The sequence below is a fragment of the Streptomyces sp. 2114.4 genome (assembly GCF_900187385.1).
Lineage (GTDB): Bacteria > Actinomycetota > Actinomycetes > Streptomycetales > Streptomycetaceae > Streptomyces > Streptomyces mooreae.
Genome location: NZ_FYEY01000001.1, coordinates 509106 through 529578 on the forward strand (window position 1 = coordinate 509106; position 20473 = coordinate 529578).

A 20473-nucleotide genomic window follows, 5' to 3' on the forward strand; every position below is an offset into this window, starting at 1 on the left:
CCCATCATCGGTTGGGTTGAGTTGAGTTGAGTTGAGTTGAGTTGGGTTGGGCGGGTTGGATCGGGCGGGGTCGGGTGGGGCTTGTTGATCGGCTGGTCTCGTCGGGCCGTCGTCGTGTCGGGCGGGTCCCTCGGCAGTTGATCCGGCAGTTGATCTCGTTCAGGGTGCCGTCAACGGCCGGTGTACAGGGGGACTTTCGGCAATCCGCCGTGCACGGCGCGGTGGGGGCATGGACAGCCCGGTCTGTCGGCCCCTCATGCGCTGTCCCGGGCGTGCTGGGCGATCCGGCGGAGGGCTTCGGCGAAGTCCTCGGCCACCGCCCGTACGGTGGTCTCCTCGTGCACGTCGGGGCGGTAGTGCCAGGTGAAGGCGAGCCGGCCGTCCTGCACCGCGCCCACGGCTTCCAGCAGGTGGGAGCCGCCGTCGCGGGGGTCGTGGTCCTGGCCGAAGGAACCGTGTTCGGTGCGGACGAGTGCCCCGGAGGAGCCGCCGGGCCGCGCGTCCCACTGGCCCAGGTAGTTGAACACGATCTGCCCGCGGCCGGTGCGGTCCAGCCGTTCGCGCACCTCGGCGGGGCCGTGGGTGCGCAGGGCGCCGAAGCCGAGACCGTTGCCGGGGACGGCTCGCAGTTGGCGTCGGACCGATTTGACCAGGGCCCGCCAGTCCCGGGAGGAGCCGAGGTCGGTGGGATCGGACACCTGGAGGCCGACCGGGTAGACCGTGGTGAACCAGCCGACCGTGCGGGAGAGGTCGACTCCGTCGAGGACGTCCTCACGGCCGTGCCCTTCGAGGTCGATGCAGACCCGCTCCTGGCCGGTCCAGCGGGCCAGGGCCAGGGCCAGGGCGGCCAGCAGGACGTCGTTGATGCGGGTGCGGTAGGCGGTGGGGGCGGCGCGCAGCAGCGCCGTGGTGTCCGCCTCGTCGAGGGTCACGGAGACCGTGCCGGACGCGCCCGACGGGGCGCCGGCGTCGTGGTCGACGGGGAGCGGGGCGGAGGTCACCGCCTCTTCCCAGTACGGGAGTTCGTGGTCCAGTCCGCCTTCGGCAACATGGGCGGCCAGGCCCGTGGCCCAGTCCCGGAACGCGGTGGTGCGCTCGTCGAGCGTGATGGGCTGCCCCGCCTTGGCCTGGTGGTAGGCGGTCTCCAGGTCGTCCAGCAGGATGCGCCAGGACACCGCGTCGACGACCAGATGGTGGGCCACCAGGAGCAGGAAGGCGGGGCGGTCCGGGTCACCGGTGAACAGCGCCGCCCGGAGCAGGGGGCCCCGGCCGATGTCGAAGCCGGTGTGCAGGTCGTCGGCCGCCTTCTCCATGGCGGTGTCGGCCTCTTCGGGCGGCAGACCGGTCAGGTCGTGCCGGGTGAGGAGGCCGTGCGGCTCGGAGGGCGGCGGGTTGTGCTGGTGCCACCGGCCGCCGTCCTCGGTGAACCGCATACGCAGCGCGTCGTGGTGCTCCAGCAGGGCGGTCAGCGCTGTGTGGAGGGCGGCCGGGTCGGGTGTGCCGTCGAGTTCGAGCAGCGCGGACTGGTTGAAGTGGTGGTGGTTGGCGCGGGGGGTGGCGAGGAACCACTGCTGGATGGGGGTGAGGGGCAGGTCGCCGGTCACCGGACCACTGTCGGTCCGGTCCGGGCCGGTGGTGACGACGGTGGCCAGGGCGGCGACCGTCTGGTGGGTGAACAGGTCCTTGGTGGCCAGGTGCAGGCCGGCCCGGCGCAGCCGCGACACCACCTGCATGCTCAGGATCGAGTCGCCGCCGAGGTCGAAGAAGTTGTCCTCGGCGCCGACGGTGTCGAGGCCGAGCACATCGGCCCAGATCTGTGCGATCCGGCTTTCGGTGTCGGTGCGCGGCGCGATGTGCGGGCCGGTGGTGACGGAGGCCGGGTCAGGATCGGGCAGGGCGCGCCGGTCGGTCTTGCCGTTCGGGGTGAGCGGCAGCCGGGCCAGGGCGACGAACACCGACGGGACCATGTGCGGGGGCAGGAGGCGGGCCAGGTGCTCGCGCAGCTCCGGGACGGGCAGCGGCTCCGGGACGAGCGGCGGCTCCGGGGTGCGGGCGGACGCGACGTCGGACGAGGAGCCAGGCGAGACGTCGGACCCGCCATCGGACCGGACGTCGGACGGGACCACGTAGGCGACCAACCGTGCCGGGCCGGTGGGGTGTTGCCCCGCGGCCGCACGTACGGCGACCACCGCGTCCCGTACCCGGGGGCTGCGGCGCAGTGCGCTCTCGATCTCGCCGGGCTCGATGCGGATGCCGCGCACCTTGACCTGGTCGTCGGCGCGTCCGGCGTAGCGCAGGTCGCCGTCGGCTCCCCAGCGCGCCAGGTCGCCGGTGCGGTACATCCGGTCCCCCGGGGCGCCGAACGGGTCGGCGACGAACCGGGCCGCGGTCAGGCCCGGGCGTGCCAGGTATCCGCGGGCGAGTCCGGGCCCGGCGACGTACAGCTCACCGGTCACCCCGACCGGTACCGGGCGCAGGGCGGCGTCCAGGACGTACGCCCGGCTGGTGCCGAGGGGGCGGCCGATGGGCGGGGTGCCCGTTTCCGGGGTCAGCGGGCCGCTCCAGGTGGACACCACCGTCGCCTCGGTCGGGCCATAGGAGTTGATCATGCGGCGGCCTGGCGCCCAGCGCGCCACCAGGTCGGCGGGGCAGGCCTCGGCGCCGACGATCAGGGTGCGCAGGCCGGACAGCGCGTCGGCGGTCTCGGGCGGCACGGTGACCAGAGCGGCGGGCGGGATCAGGACGTGGGTGATCCGCCGCTCGGCGAGCACCTGGGCCAGCCGGTCGCCGAGCAGCGGCCCCTCCTCCCCCGCGACCAGCATGGCGCCGGCGAGCAGGGAGAGGCACAGCTCCAGAACGGAGGCGTCGAAGCTGGGTGAGGCGAACTGGAGGACCCGGTCGCCCTGGCGCACTTCGTACCGCTCGGCGGCGGCCGACGCGAAGCCGGCGAGTCCGGTGTGCGTGACCACCACGGCCTTGGGGGTGCCGGTCGAGCCGGAGGTATAGATGACGTAGGCGGGGTGCGCCTCCGTCAGCGGCGCGCGCCGGTCGGCGTCGGTGGGCGCGGAGTCGGGGCCGTCGCTTCGCCAGATGGCGGCCGGGTCGTCGAGGACCACGGCGGCCGCCGCGTCGCGCACCATGAACGCGCGCCGCTCGGCCGGGTACGCCGGGTCCACGGGCAGGAAGGCGCCGCCGGCCTTGGCCACGGCCAGTTGGGCCACCACGGTCTCCGCCGAGCGGGGCAGCGCCAGCGCCACCACGTCCTCGGGACCGACCCCGCGGGCGATCAGCTGGTGTGCCAGCCGGTTCGCCGCGCGCTCCAGCTCCGCGTACGTCAGCTCGCGCGCGCCGTCGGCCAGCGCCACCGCGTCGGGCGTCCGGGCCGCCTGCCGCTGGAACAGCTCGGGCAGGGTGGCCGGGGGCACGGGGCGGGCGGTGCCGCGTCCGTGGGCCAGCAGGCGGCGCAGGGCGTCGTCCGGGGCCAGGGGCAGGGCGCCGAGGGGGCGGTGCGGGTTCTCGGCGATGCCGGTCAGCAGTGTGGTGAGCTGGTCGGCCATCCGCTCGGCGGTGGCGGCGTCGAACAGGTCGGTGTTGTAGGTGAGCAGCCCGTGCAGGGCGCCGGAGTCGGTCTCGGCGAACTCCAGGGTGATGTCGAAGCCGGCGTGGTGGGTGTCCGGCTCGATGTCGCTCACCTCGAGGCCGGGCAGGTCCAGTGCCGCGCCGGGCGCGTTCTGGAGCACGACCATGGCCTGGAAGAGCGGGGTGCGGCTGGTGTCGCGGACGGGCTGGACCTCGTCCACCACCTGCTCGAACGGCACGTCCTGGTGCGCGAAGGCGTCCAGTACCGTGTCCCGCACCTGCGCCAGGAACGCGGGGAAGGGCTCGTCGGGGTCCACGGTCGAGCGCAGCACCAGCGTGTTGACGAAGAAGCCGATCAGGCGCTGGGTCTCGGCGCGGTCGCGGCCCGAGGTGACGGTTCCGACGGCGATGTCGTGCTGTCCGGACAGCCGCGCGAAGAGGGTCTGCGCGGCGGCGATCAGCGTGGTGAACAGGGTGGTCTGCCGAGCCCGGCCGAACTCCGCCAGCCTGCGGGCCGTTTCGGGTGCGAGGACGAGCGGGGCCGTCGCGCCGTTCCTGGTCTGTACGGCCGGGCGGGGCCGGTCGGTGGGCAGGTTCAGGGGTTCGGCGCCGGCGAGGCGTTCGCGCCAGTAGCGCAGTTGCTCCTCGGCGACCGCGCCGTGTGCGGTGCGCTGCCAGTGGGCGACGTCGGCGTACTGGACGGGCAGTGGCGGCAGTTCGGCAGTGGTGGCGCCGAGGGCGGCCCGGTAGAGGTGGGCCAGGTCGCCCGTGAGGACCGCGGTGGACCAGCCGTCGGTGATGATGTGGTGCAGGGTCAGCGTCAGGACGTGGTCGTCGTCCGCCAGCCGGACCAGTTGGGCCCGCAGCAGGGGGCCCTGACGCAGGTCGAAGGGGCGGGTGCGGTCCTCGGCCAGCAGCCTCTCCAACTGCGCGGTGCGGTCGCCCGCGGGCAGCGCCGACAGGTCGTGCAGCGGGAGTGGCACGTCCTGGTGCGGGTGGATGACCTGGATGCCCTGGCCGTCCTCGGAGTCGAAGGTGGTGCGCAGCGATTCGTGCCGGGCTGCCAGCGCGGTCAGGGCGGCGCCGAGCGCTGCGGTGTCGAGCCGGCCGCGCAGGCGCAGCGCCAGCGGGGTGATGTACTCCGTGCTGCCGGGCGCGAACGCGTCGAGGAACCACAGGCGTTGCTGGGCGAAGGACAGCGGCGGCGCGGTGTCCCGGGGGGCCGGGAGGATGGCGCCGTGGCCCGCGGGGGCGCTCTCCTCCTGCTCCAGCAGCGCGGCGAGCGCGGCCGGCGTCGGGTGGGTGAACACCATGCGCGGGGTCACTTCGGCCCGGAACGCCTCCGCCAGCCGGGAGGCCAGCCGGATGCTCAGGATCGAGTCGCCGCCGAGCGCGAAGAAGTCGTCCTCGACACCGACGTCCGGCACACCGAGCACTTCGGTCCAGACCTCGGCCGTGCGGCGTTCGGCCTCGGTGCGCGGGGCGACCGGCTCCGGACGGTCGGTGCCGGCGGCGGGTGCGGGCAGGGCCGCGCGGTCCACCTTGCCGTTGGCGCTGAGCGGCAGCGCCGCCAGCGGTACGAAGGCGGTGGGAACCAGGTAGTCGGGGAGCGTCTGGCGGGCGTGGGCGCGCAGCGCCTCGACATCGAGGCAGTCGTGGCCGTTGTTGCCGTTGTGCCCGTTGTCGCCGTTGTGCCCGTTGTCGCCGTTGTGGCCGACCACGTAAGCGACCAGCCGTTTGGTTCCGGGCCGGTCCTCGCGGGCCACCACCGCCACGTCGGCGACGCCGGGGTGGGCGGCCAGCACGCCTTCGACCTCGCCGGGTTCGACGCGGAAGCCCCGGATCTTGACCTGGTCGTCGGCGCGGCCGAGGAATTCCACCGTGCCGTCGAGCCGTCGGCGGGCCAGGTCCCCGGTGCGGTACATCCGGCCGCCGGGCGGGCCGGAGGGGTCCGCGACGAACCGGGCCGCGGTCGCGCCGGGGCGGCCGAGGTAGCCGCGGGCCACTCCCTCGCCCGCCAGGAAGAGTTCGCCCGCGGTGCCCGGTGGTACGGGCCGCATCCGGGCGTCGAGGACATGGACGCGCATGTCGTCCAGCGGGTGGCCGATGGGTACGGTACCGGGGACCGCGGCGGCGTCGGTCATGGCGAAGGAGGTCGCGAAGGTGGTGGTCTCGGTCGGTCCGTAGCCGTCGACCACGGTCAGGCCGGGGCAGGCGGCCAGTACCCGGCGCACGGCGGCGGCCGGGACCACGTCGCCGCCGGTCCACACCTGGCGCAGCCCGCCGAAGCAGTCGGGCGCGTCCTGGGCCAGCAGCCGGAAGAGCCCGGCTGTCAGCCACAGGGCCGTCACCTCTCCCCCGGCGGCCAGCCGCCGCAACAGGTCCGCGTCCACGGCGCCCGGCGGGGCCACCACGACGCGTCCGCCGTTCAGCAGCGGCGCCCAGACCTCGAAGGTGGCGGCGTCGAAGGCCACCGGTGAGTGCAGCAGGACCCGTGCGCAGCCGGGGCCGGTGAAGCGGCTGTCGGTGGCGAGTGCCGCCACGTCGCGGTGGCGCACCCCCACGGGCTTGGGGTTGCCGGTCGACCCGGAGGTGAACATGACGTACGCCAGCCGGTCCGTGTCGGCGGGCGGCACAGCGGGCACGGCGGCCGGTTCGGCGGTGCGGGCGGCGGCCACGTCCTCGGCGGTCAGACGTGCCGTCGCGCCCGCCTGGTCGAGCAGCATCCGCCGGCGCTCCTCGGGGGCGCGGCCGTCCACGGGCACATAGGCCCCGCCCGCCTTGAGCACCGCCAGCTGGGCCACCACGAGGGCGGCCGAGCGGTCCATCAGCAGCGCCACCCGGCCCTCGGGAGCCAGGCCGTCCGCCAGGAGCCGGGCGGCCACCCGGTCCGTCCAGTCACCGAGTTGACGGTAGGTCACCTGTGCGCCGTCCACTTCCGCGAGTGCGACCTCGTCCGGGGTGCGGCGCACCTGCTCGGCGAACAGGTCCACCGGCGAATCGCCCGCGGCGGCGGGGCGTGCGGGGGTGTTCCACCGGTGCAGCAGCGTGCGGTCGGCGGCGGTGAGCAGGCCGAGGTCGTCCAGGCGGCGGGCGGTGCCGTCGGCGAGCGCGGTCAGCAGGGTCTCCAGGTGGGCCGCGGCCCGCTCCACCGTCGTACGGTCGAACAGCGCCCCGTCATAGGCGAGGTCGAAGCCGAGGCGGTCGGCGAGGTAGGCGCGCAGGCACAGCGGGAAGTTGGTGGCGTCCTCGGCGCGTACGTCCCGGATGCGGATTCCCGCGCCGGCGGCGGCCTCCTCGTCGAAGGGGTAGTTCTCGAAGACCGCCATGCTGTCGAACAGCGCCTCGCCCGGCGGGAGTTCGCTGAGGGCCTGGATGCGGGCGAGGGAGACGAAGTCGAAGCGCCGCGATTCGCTCTGCCGCTCCTGGAGGTCGCGCAGCCAGGGCAGGACGCCCTGGTCGCCGTCGGTCCAAACGCGGGTCGGCACGGTGTTGATGAACATGCCGACCATGGACTCCACGCCCGGCAGTTCGGCCGGGCGGCCCGAGACCGTGGTGCCGAACACCACGTCCTGGCGGCCGCTGTAGCGCGCCAGCAGCAGCGCCCAGGCGCCCTGTACCACCGTGTTGACGGTCAGGCCGTTGTGCCCGGCCGTCTCGCGCAGCCGGTCGGAGACCTCGGGGGTGAGCTCCATGTGCACCAGCGCGTTCGACCGGGCGCGGTGCGCCTCGACGGGCGGCCGGTCGTAGGGCAGCGGGGTGCGGGCGGTGAATCCGCCGAGGGTGCCGGTCCAGTGCCGCTCGGCCTCCTCCTCGTCCTGCTGTGCCAGCCAGTGCAGGAAGTCGCGGAACGGGCGGCGGGCCGGCGGGCGGACGGTGCGTTGCTCGACCGTCGCCGCGTACTGCGCACACACGTCGGCGAAGAGCGCTCCGGTGCTCCAGCCGTCGAGCATCAGGTGGTGCGAGGACCACACCAGCAGGATCTCGTCGCCGGGCAGTGCGGCCACCGCGAGGCGGCTCAGCGGTGCGGTGGTCACGTCCATACCGGCCGCGCGGTCCTCGGCGAGCAGCCGGTCGAGGGCACGGTCGCGCTCGGCGGGGGTCAGGGTCCGCCAGTCGTGGTGGGTGACGGGCAGGACGACGCGGTGGTGCACGACCTGCACCGGCTCGGGCAGGCCCTGCCAGCGGACGCTGCTGCGCAGCGCCGGGGTGTGGTCGGCGACCCGCTGCCAGGCCGCGGCGAACGCCTGCGGGTCGGCGACCCCGGCGATCCGGACGGCCATCTGGTCGAAGTAGGCGCCCGCCGAGTCGACCAGCCCGTGGAAGAGCATGCCGGCCTGCAGCGGGGTGAGCGGATGGATGTCCGCCACGTCCCGTCCGTCGCCCGCGACCAGGTCCACCTGGTGCTGGTCGAGCCGGGCGAGCGGGAAGTCGGACGGGGTGCGGCCGCCGGTGTCCGGCCGGGCGCAGTGCGCGACGATCTCGGCCAGGGCCGCGACGGTGTCCTCGGCGAGTCGGCGCACGGTGGCCTCGTCGTACACCGCGGGCGGGTAGGTCCAGCCGAGTTCGAGCCGGCCGTCCTGGACCACGCCGGTCACGTCGAGCAGGTAGCTGCGGGGCTCGTCGGGGTCGGTGTCCTGGCCGGCCGGCGGCAGGGCGGCGCGGTACAGCCCGTCGTCGGGGCGGCCGGCGGCGGCGATGTCCCACTGGCCGTGGTAGTTGAAGCCGATGAGCGGCCGCGGTGCGTCGGGCAGCGGGCTCTGCGGCAGGAGGTGGCGTAGCGCGCCGTAGCTCAGGCCGCGCAGCGGTACGGCACGCAACTGCTCCTTGACGGAGCGGACGGTGTCGCGCCAGTCCGCGTCCGGGGCGACGGACAGCGCGAGCGGGAACTCGGCGGTGAACCAGCCGACGGTGCGGGAGAGGTCCAGTTCGTCGAAAAGGTCCTCGCGGCCGTGGCCCTCGACGCCGATCAGGACGGTGTCCTGGCCGCTCCAGCGGGTCAGGGTGCGGCCGAGGGCGCTGAGCAGGACGTCGTTGACCTGGGTGCGGTAGGTGTCGGGGACCTGGCGCAGCAGGGCGTCGGTCTCGGCGCGGCCCAGGCTGACGGTGAGGGTGGTGGCGGTGCCGTGGGTGTGGGGTCCCGGGCGGTCGGCGGGGAGGCCGGCCGGGGCCCGGCAGGTCCGGGTCCAGTACGCGAGGTCGCCGTCGAGGGCGCCGGAGCGGGTGTGCCGCTCCAGGCGGGCCGCCCAGTGTCCGTAGCCGCTGCTCGCCGGGGCGAGGGCGGGCGGCCGTCCGGCGGCGGCGTCACGGTAGGCGGCTTCCAGGTCGCCGAGCAGGATGCGCCAGGAGACCCCGTCGACCACCAAGTGGTGGACGGTGAGGACGAGTTGGGCGGGGTGGTCGGGTCCGCAGTCGAAGTACAGGACCTGTACGACCCGGCCCTCGGTGACGTCGAGGGACGACTGGGCGACGGCGGTCGCGCGCTGGACGGCCTCCTCCCGTCCGGCAGCGTCGAGACCGGTGAGGTCGTGGCGCGCGAAGACGTCCCCGGGGGCGTCCGGGAGCACCTCCTGGTGCCAGGTGCCGTCGGTGTGGCGGAAGCGGGTGCGCAGCGCCTCATGGTGGGCCACCAGGGCGGCGGCCGCGTGCCGCAGCGCCGCCTCGTCGCTGCGGGGGGCCAGCTCCAGCCGGTTGGTCATGGTGAAACGCAGTGCGTCCCCGGGCCGTCGGTCGTCGAGGTACCAGTGCTGGATGGGGGTGAGCGGGGCGGGCCCGGCCGGCGCTCCGGTGGCGTCGGCGGGCGGCGGGCTCACGGCGGCGGTGCGCAGGGCGAGTTCGGCGATCGTCTGGTGGCGGAAGACGTCCTTGGAGGTGAGTTTGAGCCTGGCCCGGCGGGCCCGGGAGACGATCTGGATGCTGAGGATCGAGTCGCCGCCCAGGGCGAAGAAGTTGTCCTCGACACCGACCCGGGGGACGCCCAGCACCTCCGCCCAGATGCCGGCGAGGCAGGTCTCGGTGTCGGTGCGCGGTGCCGTGTACGAAGTCGCGGTGTCGGGCTGGGCAGGGGGCGCGGGCAGGGCGCGCCGGTCGGTTTTGCCGCTGCTGGTCCTGGGGATCCGGTCCAGGGGGACGAACACCGCGGGGACCATGTAGTCGGGCAGGGTGCTTCGCAGTCGGACCCGCAGCTCCTCGGCCGCGGGCGGCTGCGCCCCGGCGGGCACCACATAGGCCACCAGCCGCGCCCGGCCCGCGTGTTCGGCGGCAACCACCACGGCGTCGGCCACCGCGGGGGCGTCGAGCAGGGCGGCCTCGATCTCGCCGGGTTCGATGCGGAAGCCCCGGACCTTGACCTGGTCGTCGGTACGCCCCAGAAACTCCAGCAGCCCCCGCCGGTCCCAGCGGGCCCGGTCGCCGGTGCGGTACATGCGGGTGCCGGGCGGGCCGAACGGGTCGGCGAGGAAGCGGCCGGCGGTGAGCCCGGGGCGGCCCAGGTAGCCGCGGGTGACCTGGGCGCCGGCGAGGTACAGCTCCCCCGGCACCCCGACCGGGACCGGCCGCAGGGCGCCGTCGAGCACATAGGCGCGCAGGTTACGGCCCGGACGGCCGATCACGGGACGCTCGGCGTCGCCGTCGAAGGCGCCGTACACGGCGTCGACGGTGCACTCGGTGGGGCCGTAGACGTTGTACGCGGTGACGCCCTCGGTCTCCCGCAGCTCCCGCCACAGCGGGGTGCCGATGGCCTCGCCGCCGACCATGACGATCCGGGGGCGGTGGTGATCGCCGGTGAGCAGCCCGGCGGCCAGCAGCTCGTGCAGGAAGGACGGTGTCACATTGACGCAGTCCAGGCGGCTTGTGGCGACCTGGCGCACGAAGGCGGCCGGGTCCAGGCGCACGTCCTCGTCGACGAGGTGGACTTCCTGGCCCAGCGCCAACAGCAGCGGGCCTTCCCATGAGGTGTCGAAGGAGAAGGCGGCGCTCAGCGCGAAGCGCAGCGGCCGGCCGTCGGTGGTGTGCGGGGTGACGAGTCCGGCCAGGTGGTCGTGGCAGAGGTTGACCAGCTGGCGGTGTTCGACGGCGACGCCCTTGGGCCGGCCGGTGGAGCCGGAGGTGTAGTTGAGGTAGGCGGTGTGGGCGCTGCACAGGGGTGACGTCCGGTCGGCGTCGGTCGGGTTGTGGCCGGGCTGCCGCTCGAGGGGGATGTCGCGCAGCGCGTCGGCCGTCAGGACGGTCTGCGGTGCGGCGTCGGAGAGCAGGAACGCGCGGCGCTCGGCGGGGAGTTCGGGGTCCAGGGACAGCTGGGTGCCGCCCGCCTTGAGGACGGCGAGGAGCGCCACCAGCATGTCCGAGGTGCGCGGCAGCTGCACGGCGACCACCCGCTCCGGGCCGACGCCGAGCGCGATGAGGTGGTGGGCCAGCCGGTTGGCGCGGTCGTTGAGAGCCGCGAAGTCCAGGGTGGCGTCGCGGGCCACCAGGGCCGTGGCGTGCGGGGTGCGGGCCGCCTGCGCCTCGAAGAGGTCCACGAACGTCCGGTCAGGGACGGGCAGGTTCTCGCCCTGCCACTCCTCCTGCACCTGGCGCCGCTCGGCGCCGGACAGCAGCGGCAGGTCGCCGACCGGGCGGGCGGGGTCGTCCGCGACCGCTTCCAGCAGCAGGCTCAGCCGGGCGGTCACCCGCTCGACGGTGTCCGCGTCGAACAGGTCGGTGTTGTACTCGACGTAGCCGGTGAGGCCGCCGTTGCGCTCCACGAAGTCGAAGCCGAGGTCGAAGGCGGCGTGCCGGCCGGGTGGCTGGACGGTCTCGACGTCGAGGCCCGGCAGGCGCGGCGCCTCACCGCCCAGGTTGTGCAGGGCCACCATCACCTGGAAGAGGGGGTTGCGGCTGGTGTCGCGTTCGGGCTGGAGCACATCGACAAGCTGCTCGAAGGGCACGTCCTGGTGGGCGAAGGCGTCCAGGACGGTGGCACGCACCTCGGACAGCAGCGCGGTGAACGGCAGGTCGCCGGGCACCCGGCTGCGCAGCACCAGGGTGTTCACGAACATCCCGACCAGGTGCTCCAGTTCGGGGCGTTCGCGTCCGGAGGCCACGGTGCCGACCGCGATGTCCTCCTGGCCGGCCCAGCGGGCGAGCAGCACCTTGCAGGCCGCGAGCAGGGTCATGTAGAGCGTGGCGTCGGCGCGGCGGCCGGTCTCCCGCAGCCGGTCGGTCAGCGCGGCGGGCAGGGAGAACTCCAGCAGGGCGCCGTTCTCGGTGCGGACGGCGGGGCGCGGCCGGTCGGTGGGCAGCTCCAGCGGCGCCACCCCGGACAACTTCCGCTGCCAGTAGGCGAGTTGTGCGCCACCGGCACCGGCGGCACGGGTCCGCTGCCAGGCCGCGTAGTCGGCGTACTGGAGCGGCAGTTCGGGCAGGTCGGGGCGGCGGCCCTGGCGGGCGGCCGCGTACAGCTCGCCCAGGTCCCGGCCGAGGACGGCGGTGGACCAGCCGTCGGTGACGATGTGGTGCATGGCCAGGGTCAGGACGTGCTCGCCGTCGGTGAGCCGGACCAGCCGGGTCCGCAGCAGCGGCCCGTTGGCCAGGTCGAACGGGAGGGCGCCCTCGCGGGCCAGCAGCGCGTCGAGTGCGCCATCGCGGGCGTGGGCCGGGACGGCCGACAGGTCGTCCAGCGGCAGGCCGACCGGGCGGGGGGCGTGGACGTGCTGGCGGGCGTGGCCGTCCTGTTCGGCGAAGGTGGTGCGCAGCGGTTCGTGCCGGGCCACCAGGGCGTCCAGGGCGGTGCGCAGGGCCGCTTCGTCGAGGGGGCCGCGCAGGCGCAGCACGAAGAAGGTGACGTAGGCGGTGCTGTCCGGCTCGAAGGTGTCCAGGAACCACAGGCGCTGCTGGGGGAACGACAAGGGCAGTTCGGCGGTGCGGTCGGCCGCGGGTATCGGGTCGTCCGGTGCCCGGTCGGCCGCGGCCGGACCGGGCAGGGCGGCGGCCAGGGCGGCGACGGTGGGGTGGGTGAACAGCAGTCGGGGCGAGACCTCGGCACCGAGGGCGGCGCGCAGGCGGGAGGTGACGCGGATGGCGAGGATCGAGTCGCCGCCCAGGGCGAAGAAGCTGTCCTGCGCGCCCACCTCTCCGGCGTCCAGGACCTCGGCCCACACCCGGGCGACCAGGCGCTCCGCCTCGGTGCGCGGTGCGGTGCGGTCCTCGCCGGCGGCGAAGCCGTCCGGGCCGGGGGCGGGCAGGGCCCGGTGGTCGAGCTTGCCGTTGACGGTCAGCGGCAGCGCGTCCAGGGGGACATAGGCGGCGGGGACCATGTGCGCGGGCAGGGTCTTGGCCAGGTGGCCGCGCAGTGCGGCGGCGGACGGCGAGGCGTCCTGGCCGGTGCCCACGACATGGGCCACCAGCCGCCGCACCCCGGGGGTGTCCTCCCGGACCCCGACCACGGCCTCGGCGACGTCCGGGTGGGCGGTCAGGGCGGCCTCGATCTCGCCGGGTTCGATCCGGAATCCGCGGATCTTGACCTGCTGGTCGGCCCGGCCGAGGTATTCCAGGGTGCCGTCGGGGCGCCAGCGGGCCCGGTCGCCGGTGCGGTACATCCGGGTGCCGGGCGGGCCGAACGGGTCCGCCACGAAGCGCGCCGCGGTCAGGCCGGGCCGGTTCAGATAGCCGCGGGCCAGGCCCTCTCCCGCCACGTACAGCTCGCCGACGGCGCCGGGCGGCACCGGCGCGAGGCGGCCGTCGAGCACCCGGACGCGCAGGTCGGGTATGCCGCGGCCGATGGTGCTGCCGGTGGCCGCGGTGACCGTGACGCGGTCGAGGGGCGCGTACGAGACGTGCACGGTGGTTTCGGTGATGCCGTACATGTTGACCAGGACGGGCGCGGTGTCCGGGTGCCGTTCGTACCAGTCGGTGAGCCGTCCCGGGTCCAGCGCCTCACCGCCGAAGATCACCCACCGCAGGGCCAGCCGCGCCCCGGTCTCCGGGTGTTCGGCGTCGGCGCGCATCAGGGGGTAGAACGCCGAGGGCGTCTGGTTGAGCACCGTGACCCGCTCGTCGGCCAGCAGGCGCAGGAACTCCTCGGGGGACCGGGTCACCTCGTGCGGGACGACGACGAGCCGGCCGCCGTGCAGCAGCGCGCCCCAGATCTCCCAGACGGAGAAGTCGAAGGCGTAGGAGTGGAACAGCGTCCATACGTCGTGCTCGTCGAAGGCGAACCGGTCCTGGGTGCGGGAGAACAGCCGCACCACGTTGGCGTGCGGCACGACCACGCCCTTGGGCAGGCCGGTGGAGCCCGAGGTGTAGATGACGTAGGCGGGGTGCTCGGGCAGCGGGCGGCGGGCGGGTACCGGGCCGGTGGCGGGGCGGTGTTCGAGGTCAGCGCGGACCCCGGGGCCGTCCAGGAGCAGCCGGGGGCAGGCGGCGTCGCCGAGCCGTCCGGCGACGGCAGTGGTGGTCACCAGCAGGGCCGGGGCGGCGTCGGTGAGCAGGTGGGCGATGCGGCCCTCGGGCAGCTCCGGGTCGACGGGCAGGTAGGCGGCGCCGGTCTTGAGCACCGCGACGATCGCCACGATCATCTCCGGGGAGCGGGGCAGGGCGAGCGCCACGAAGCGCTCGGGGCCCGCTCCCGTCCCGGCCAGCCGGTGGGCCAGCCGGCCTGCCCGCGCGTCGAGTTCGGCGTAGGACAGGGTGGTGCCCGCGCAGGTGACGGCGGTGGCGTTGGGGGTGCGGGCTGCCCGGTCCTCGAACAGGTCGATCAGGGTCTGACCGGGCCGCCCGTGTTCCGTGCCGTTCCAGTCCACCAGCATCCGTCGGCGCTCCCCGGCGGTGGTCCACGCCAGCTCGCGCAGCGGCCGGTCCACTCCCGCGGCGATCTCGGCGAGCAGCAGGCACAGCCGGTCGGCGAGCGCGCGGGCGGTGGCGGGGTCGAAGAGGTCCGGGTCGTGGGCGAGGTCGAAGCCGAGGCGGTCGCTGTGGTGGGCGCGCAGGACCAGCGGGAAGTTGGTCGCGTCCCGCGAGGCGACGTCGAGGATGCGGACGCCGGCGCCGGACGTCCGGGCGTCGTCGAACGGGTAGTTCTCGAAGGCGACCATGCTGTCGAACAGCGCGGTGCCCGCCGGGACGTCGCTGAGCGAGGTCAGCTGGGCCAGCGAGACGGCCTCGAAGCGCCGGGATTCGGACTGGGCGTCCTGGAGGCCGCGCAGCCAGTCGGCAGTGGTGCGGGATTCGTCGATCCGTACCCGGGTGGGCAGGGTGTTGATGAACATCCCCACCATGGTCTCGGCGCCGTGGAGGGCGTCCGGTCGGCCGGAGACGGTGGTGCCGAACACCACGTCCTGCTCTCCGCTGTAGCGCGCCAGCAGCAGCGCCCAGGCGCCCTGGACGACCGTGTTGAGGGTGAGTCCGCTGCGCCGGGCGGTGAGCAGCAGCTCGCGGGAGAGCTCGACGGGCAGGCTCGCCGTGTGCACCGCGGCGGAGCGGGCCCCGTGCGCCTCGCGGGCCGGGCGGTCGCAGGGCAGCGGTGTCGGGGTGGCGAAGCCCGCGAGGACGGTGCGCCAGTGCTCCTCGGCCTCGCGGCCGTCCCGGCCGGACAGCCAGCGCACATAGTCGCCGAACGGGCGGCGCACGGGTGGCGTCGGCGCGTGGTCCGCGACGAGGGCGGCGTACTCCTCGCACACCTCGGTCAGGACCTGCGCCAGGCTCCAGCCGTCCAGGATCAGGTGGTGCGAGGTCCACAGCAGCCGCAGCCTGCCGCCGGGCAGCTGGATCAGGGTGAGCCGCATCAGGGGCGGGGTGCCGAGGTCCAGGCCCAGGGCCAGGTCCTCGGCCTGGATCCGGGCGAGTTCGGCGGCCTGTCGTGCGTCGTCCAGCTCGCGCAGGTCGACGTGGACGGTGGGCACGGTCACCCGCCGGTGCACGATCTGGAGCGGGACGGGCACGCCCTCCCAGACGACCGAGGTGCGCAGCACCGGTGTCCGGTCGACGACCCGCTGCCAGGCACGGGCGAAGGCGCGCGGGTCCGCGACGCCGTCCAGCAGCAGGCTTGCCTGGTCGAGGTAGACGTCGTCGGCCCCGCCCATCAGGCGGTGGAAGAGCATGCCTTCCTGGAGCGGGGTGAGCGGGAGGATGTCCTCGACGGCGCGCCCGTCCCCGGCCAGGCGGTCCACGCCGGCCTGGTCCAGCCGGGCGAGGGGGAAGTCGGAGGGGGTGCGGCCGCCCGCTTCCGGCCGTGCGCAGTGGGCGGCGATCGCGGCCAGCGCCCGGTTCGTGCCGTCCGCCAACTCCTGGACCGTGCTCTCGTCGTGCACCTGGTCGCTGTAGTGCCAGGTCAGCTCCAGCACGCCGTCGGCCACGACGGCCGAGACGTCCAGCAGGTGGTCGAGTGGTTCATCGGCGGCCAGGTCACGGCCGGGGACCTCTCCGGCGGGCGCGAAGTCCTGGCCGGGCGCGCTCTCCCACTGGCCGTGGTAGTTGAAGCAGACCTGCGGCAGGGGCAGTTCGCGCAGCGCGCGGGCGGCCGGGTCCGGGGAGCCCAGACGGGCCGATGCCTCATAGCCGAGACCGCGGCGGGGGACGGCCCGCAGCTGTTCCTTCACCGCCTTGAGGGTCGCGCCCCAGTCCGGCTCCCGCGACGGGCCGTCCAGGGTGAGGGTGACCGGGTACTGGGTGGTGAACCAGCCGACGGTCCGGGACAGGTCGGCGGTGTCCGCGGAGCCGGCTGCCGCGCCGTCGTCGTGATCCTCGTGCGCGTCGATGTCCTCCCTGCCGTGCCCTTCCAGGGCCACCGTCACCCGGTCCGTGGCCGCCCAGTCGGCGAGCACCCGGCCGAGCGCGCTCAGCAGGACGTCGCCCACCTGGGTGCGGTAGACCCCGGGCACCCGGCGCAGCAGGGCATCGGTGGTGTCGCGGTCGAGGCGGGCGCGGACGGTGCGGACCGAGCCGGCGAGTGCGGTGCCGGGGCGGTCCACCGGCAGCGGGGTACGCGCCACCGCGGCCTCGGCCGTCCAGTACGCCAGGTCGCCGTCGAATCCGCCGTCCCGCACATGCCGGGACAGCTGCGCCGCCCAGGTGGTGAACGGCGTGGTGGCGGGCTCCAGTTGAACGGTCTCGCCGGCGGCGGTCCGGCGGTAGGCGCTCTCCAGGTCGGCGAGCAGGATGCGCCAGGAGACGCTGTCGACGGCCAGGTGGTGGGCCGTCAGGAACAGTTGCGGCCGGCTGCCCTGCTCCGCGTGGAGCAGGACGGCGCGCAGCAGGGTGCCGGTGGTGGGGTCGAGGTCCGCGCGGGCGGCGTCGGCCGCGGCGGTGCGCGCGGCGGCGCGGGCGGCGCCGCTGGTCCCGGAGAGGTCGTGGCTGGTCAGAAGGCCCGGCGCCACGGCGTCGACGGGGTGCTGGCGCCATGTGTCGCCGGTGCGGACGAACCGGGTGCGCAGCGCCGGGTGGTGGGCGGCCACGAGGTACAGGGCCCGCTCCAGGGCGTCCGGGTCGAGGTCGTGCGGCAGGTCCAGCAGCATCGACATGCAGAAGTGCCCCAGCGGTCCGTGGGTGGCGAAGAACCACTCCTGGATGGGGGTGAGCGGGGCCGGTCCCTCGTGGTGCGGCTGCTTCGGTGCGGGTTCCGGGGCGGTGCGCAGGTCGACGGCGGCGGCCAGCTCGGCGACGGTCTGGTGCAGGAAGACGTCCCGGGAGGTCAGGCGCAGTCCGGCGGCGCGGGCCCGGGAGACGGCCTGGATGCTGAGGATCGAGTCGCCGCCGAGTTCGAAGAAGTTGTCGGTGACCCCCACGTGGGCGAGGCCGAGTACGGCGGACCAGATTCCGGCGAGCTCCCGCTCGGCCGGGGTGCGCGGGGCCACGAACTCCCGCTCGCGCGGGGCCGCGTCGAGGTCGGGGGCGGGCAGCGCGCGGCGGTCCAGCTTGCCGCTGGTGGTGAGCGGCAGGGCGTCCAGGACGACGAAGGCGGCGGGCATCATAGAGGCCGGCAGGGTGCGCCCCAGGGCCGTCCGCAGCTCGGAGGCGGCCGGCGAACCGCTCCCCGCGGCGGACACCAGGTAGGCGGCGAGCCGGGCGTGGCCGCGCGCGTCGGCGACGGCGACGACGGCCGCCTCGGCGACGGCGGGCAGGTCCAGCAGCGCCGCCTCGATCTCGCCGGGCTCGATGCGGTGGCCGCGGATCTTGACCTGGTCGTCGGCGCGGCCGAGGTAGTCGAGCCGCCCGTCGGCGGTCCAGCGGGCCAGGTCGCCGGTGCGGTACAGGCGGCTGCCGGGCGGCCCGAACGGGTCCGCCACGAACCGCGCGGCGGTCAGGCCGGGGCGGTGCAGATAGCCGCGGGCGAGCTGGTCGCCCGCCAGGTACAGCTCGCCGCCGACGCCGGGCGGCACCGGCTGGAGGCGGTCGTCGAGCACATGGGCGCGCACATTGGCCAGCGGACGGCCCACCACCGGCCGGGCGGTGCCGTCGATCCGGCAGGCCAGGGCGTCGACCGTGCACTCGGTGGGACCGTAGAAGTTGTAGGCCGCGACATCGTCCAGCCCGGCGAGCTCCCGCCACAACGCGGGGCCGACGGCCTCGCCGCCCAGCATCAGCAGCCGGGGGTGGTGGCGCGGGTCGGTGAGCAGCCCGGCGGGCAGGAGCTGACGCAGGTAGGAGGGCGTCAGGTCGAGGAAGTCGATGCGGTGCTCGACGACGTACTCGACCAGGGCGGCCGGATCGAGCCGGGTCGTCTCGTCGACCAGGTGCAGCCGGTGGCCGTCGGCCATCAGCAGCACGCCCTCCAGGGAGGTGTCGAAGGAGAACGAGGCGGTCAGGGCCACCCGCAGGGGGCCGCCGCCCGCCCCGGCGACGAAGCCGTTGCGGTGGCCGGCCAGCAGGTTCATCAGCGCACGGTGTTCCACGGACACGCCCTTGGGGCGGCCGGTGGACCCGGAGGTGTAGATGACGTAGGCGGTGTGGCCGGGGTGCAGGGGCGCGCGGCGGTCGGCGTCGGTGGGGTTGGCGTCCGTGGGGTCGGCGCCGGCCGGGTCGCCCGTACGGGCCGGTGCCGGTACGTCGGCCAGCGCCGCCTCGTCGAGCACCAGCATCGGCCGGGCGTCCGCCACCAGGAACCGCAGCCGCTCCTCGGGCAGTTCGGGGTCGAGCGGCAGGTATCCGGCACCGGTCTTGAGGACGGCGAGGATCGCCACGATCATGTCGGCGGTGCGCGGCAGCCGCAGCGCGACGAGCTGTTCGGGGCCGGCGCCCCGGTCGATGAGGTGGTGGGCGAGCCGGTTGGCGCGGGCGTTGAGGGTGGCGTAGTCCAGCGTGGTGTCCCCGGCCACCAGTGCCGTCGAGTGCGGCGTGCGGGCCGTCTGCGCCTCGAAGGCGGCAGGGTAGGTGGTCGGGGCGACCGGCAGGGCGGTGTCGTTCCATTCGGTGGTCAGCCGGTGCCGTTCCCGGTCCGACAGCAGGGACAGTTCGCCCAGCGGGCGGTCCGGTTCGGCCGCGATTCCGTCGAGCAGCAGGACCAGTTGTTCGGCCATCCGCTCTGCGGTGGCGGCGTCGAAGAGGTCGGTGCGGTACTCCAGCAGGCCGGTCAGCTCGTCCCCGTCGGGGACGAACTCGACGCTCAGGTCGAAGGTGGCCGCGTGGCGGGGCACGGTGACGGCCTCGGCCGTGAGGTCCCGCAGGCCGGGGGCCGCGGGCGGGGCGGGGTGGAGCAGGACCATGACGTCGAAGAGCGGGTTGCGGCCCGCCTCCCGTACCGCTCCGGCGGCCTCCACCACCCGTTCGAAGGGGGCGTCGCCGTGGGCGAAGGCGTCGAGGACGGCGGTGGCGGAGGCGTCCAGCAGCTCGCGGTAGGAGCGCGCGGTGTCGACGGTGGCGCGCAGCACGACCGTGTTGACGAAGAAGCCGACGGCGCGCTCCAGTTCGGTGCGTCCGCGGCCGGGGGTCAGCGAGCCGACGGCGATGTCGTCCTGGCCCGACCAGCGGGCGAACAGCGCCTGGCAGGCGGCGATCAGGGCCGCGAACAGGGTGGTGTGCTGCTGCGCCGCCACCTCCCGCAGCCGGGCCGCCGTGGCCGCCGGGACGTGGAACGCGTGGACCGCGCCGTCGCCCGCCTCCTCGCCGCTGCGGGGACGGTCGAGCGGCAGCGCCGGCGGCACGGCCTGGTCGAGCTGTTTGGTCCAGTAGGAGAGCTGTTCCTCCAGCAGTGCGCCGGACAGCCGTTCGCGCTGCCATACGGCGAAGTCCGGGTACTGCGTGGCCACCGGGGCGAGCGCGGGCGTCTCGCCGTGGGCCGGCGCGTCGTACAGCGTGCACAGTTCGTCCAGCAGCACGCCCATGGACCAGCCGTCGGTGACGATGTGGTGCGCGGTGAGCAGCAGCACGTGCGCGTCGTCGGCCAGGCGGATCAGCAGGGCCCGCAGCAGCGGACCGGTGCGCAGGTCGAACGGGCGGGAGTACTCCGCCAGCAGCACCTCGTCCAGCGCTCCGGGGCCCGGTGCGGTCCGGTCCCCCGGGCCGGCTTCGGGGCCGGGCCCCTCCCCCAGGTCGCGCAGCGGCAGCGGCACGGGCGCGGCCGGGTGCACCTTCTGCACGGGGCGGCCGTCGATGTCGTCGAACGTGGTCCGCAGGGCCTCGTGGCGCTCCACCACGGCGTCCAGCGCCCGGGACAGCGCGGCACGGTCCAGCGGGCCGGTCAGCCGCAGGGCGACCGCGCTGTTGTAGCGGGAGTCGCCGGGGTGGAGCTGGTCCAGGAACCACAATTGCTGCTGGGCGAAGGCGAGCGGCAGGGGCTGCGACCGGTCCGCGCGCGGGATCTGCTGCCGGGCCCTGGAGGCGGCCGGCGGGGCCGCTCCCGCCAGGCGGCGGCGCAGCGCCTCCTGCAACTCCGGGGGCAGGGCCGCGGCACGGTCCTTCTTCGAATGCGAAGACGTCATGT

Annotated in this window: 1 protein-coding gene; it reads right to left on the reverse strand. The window is 74.8% G+C overall.

Features of this window, described 5'->3' with window-relative positions:
- Positions 1–254 precede the first annotated feature (254 nt).
- On the reverse strand, positions 255–20471 hold the full coding sequence (locus CFW40_RS02230) for a non-ribosomal peptide synthetase (RefSeq protein ID WP_088796131.1): 20217 nt from the start codon (positions 20469–20471) through the stop codon (positions 255–257).
- Between the last annotated feature and the right edge of the window lie 2 nt (positions 20472–20473).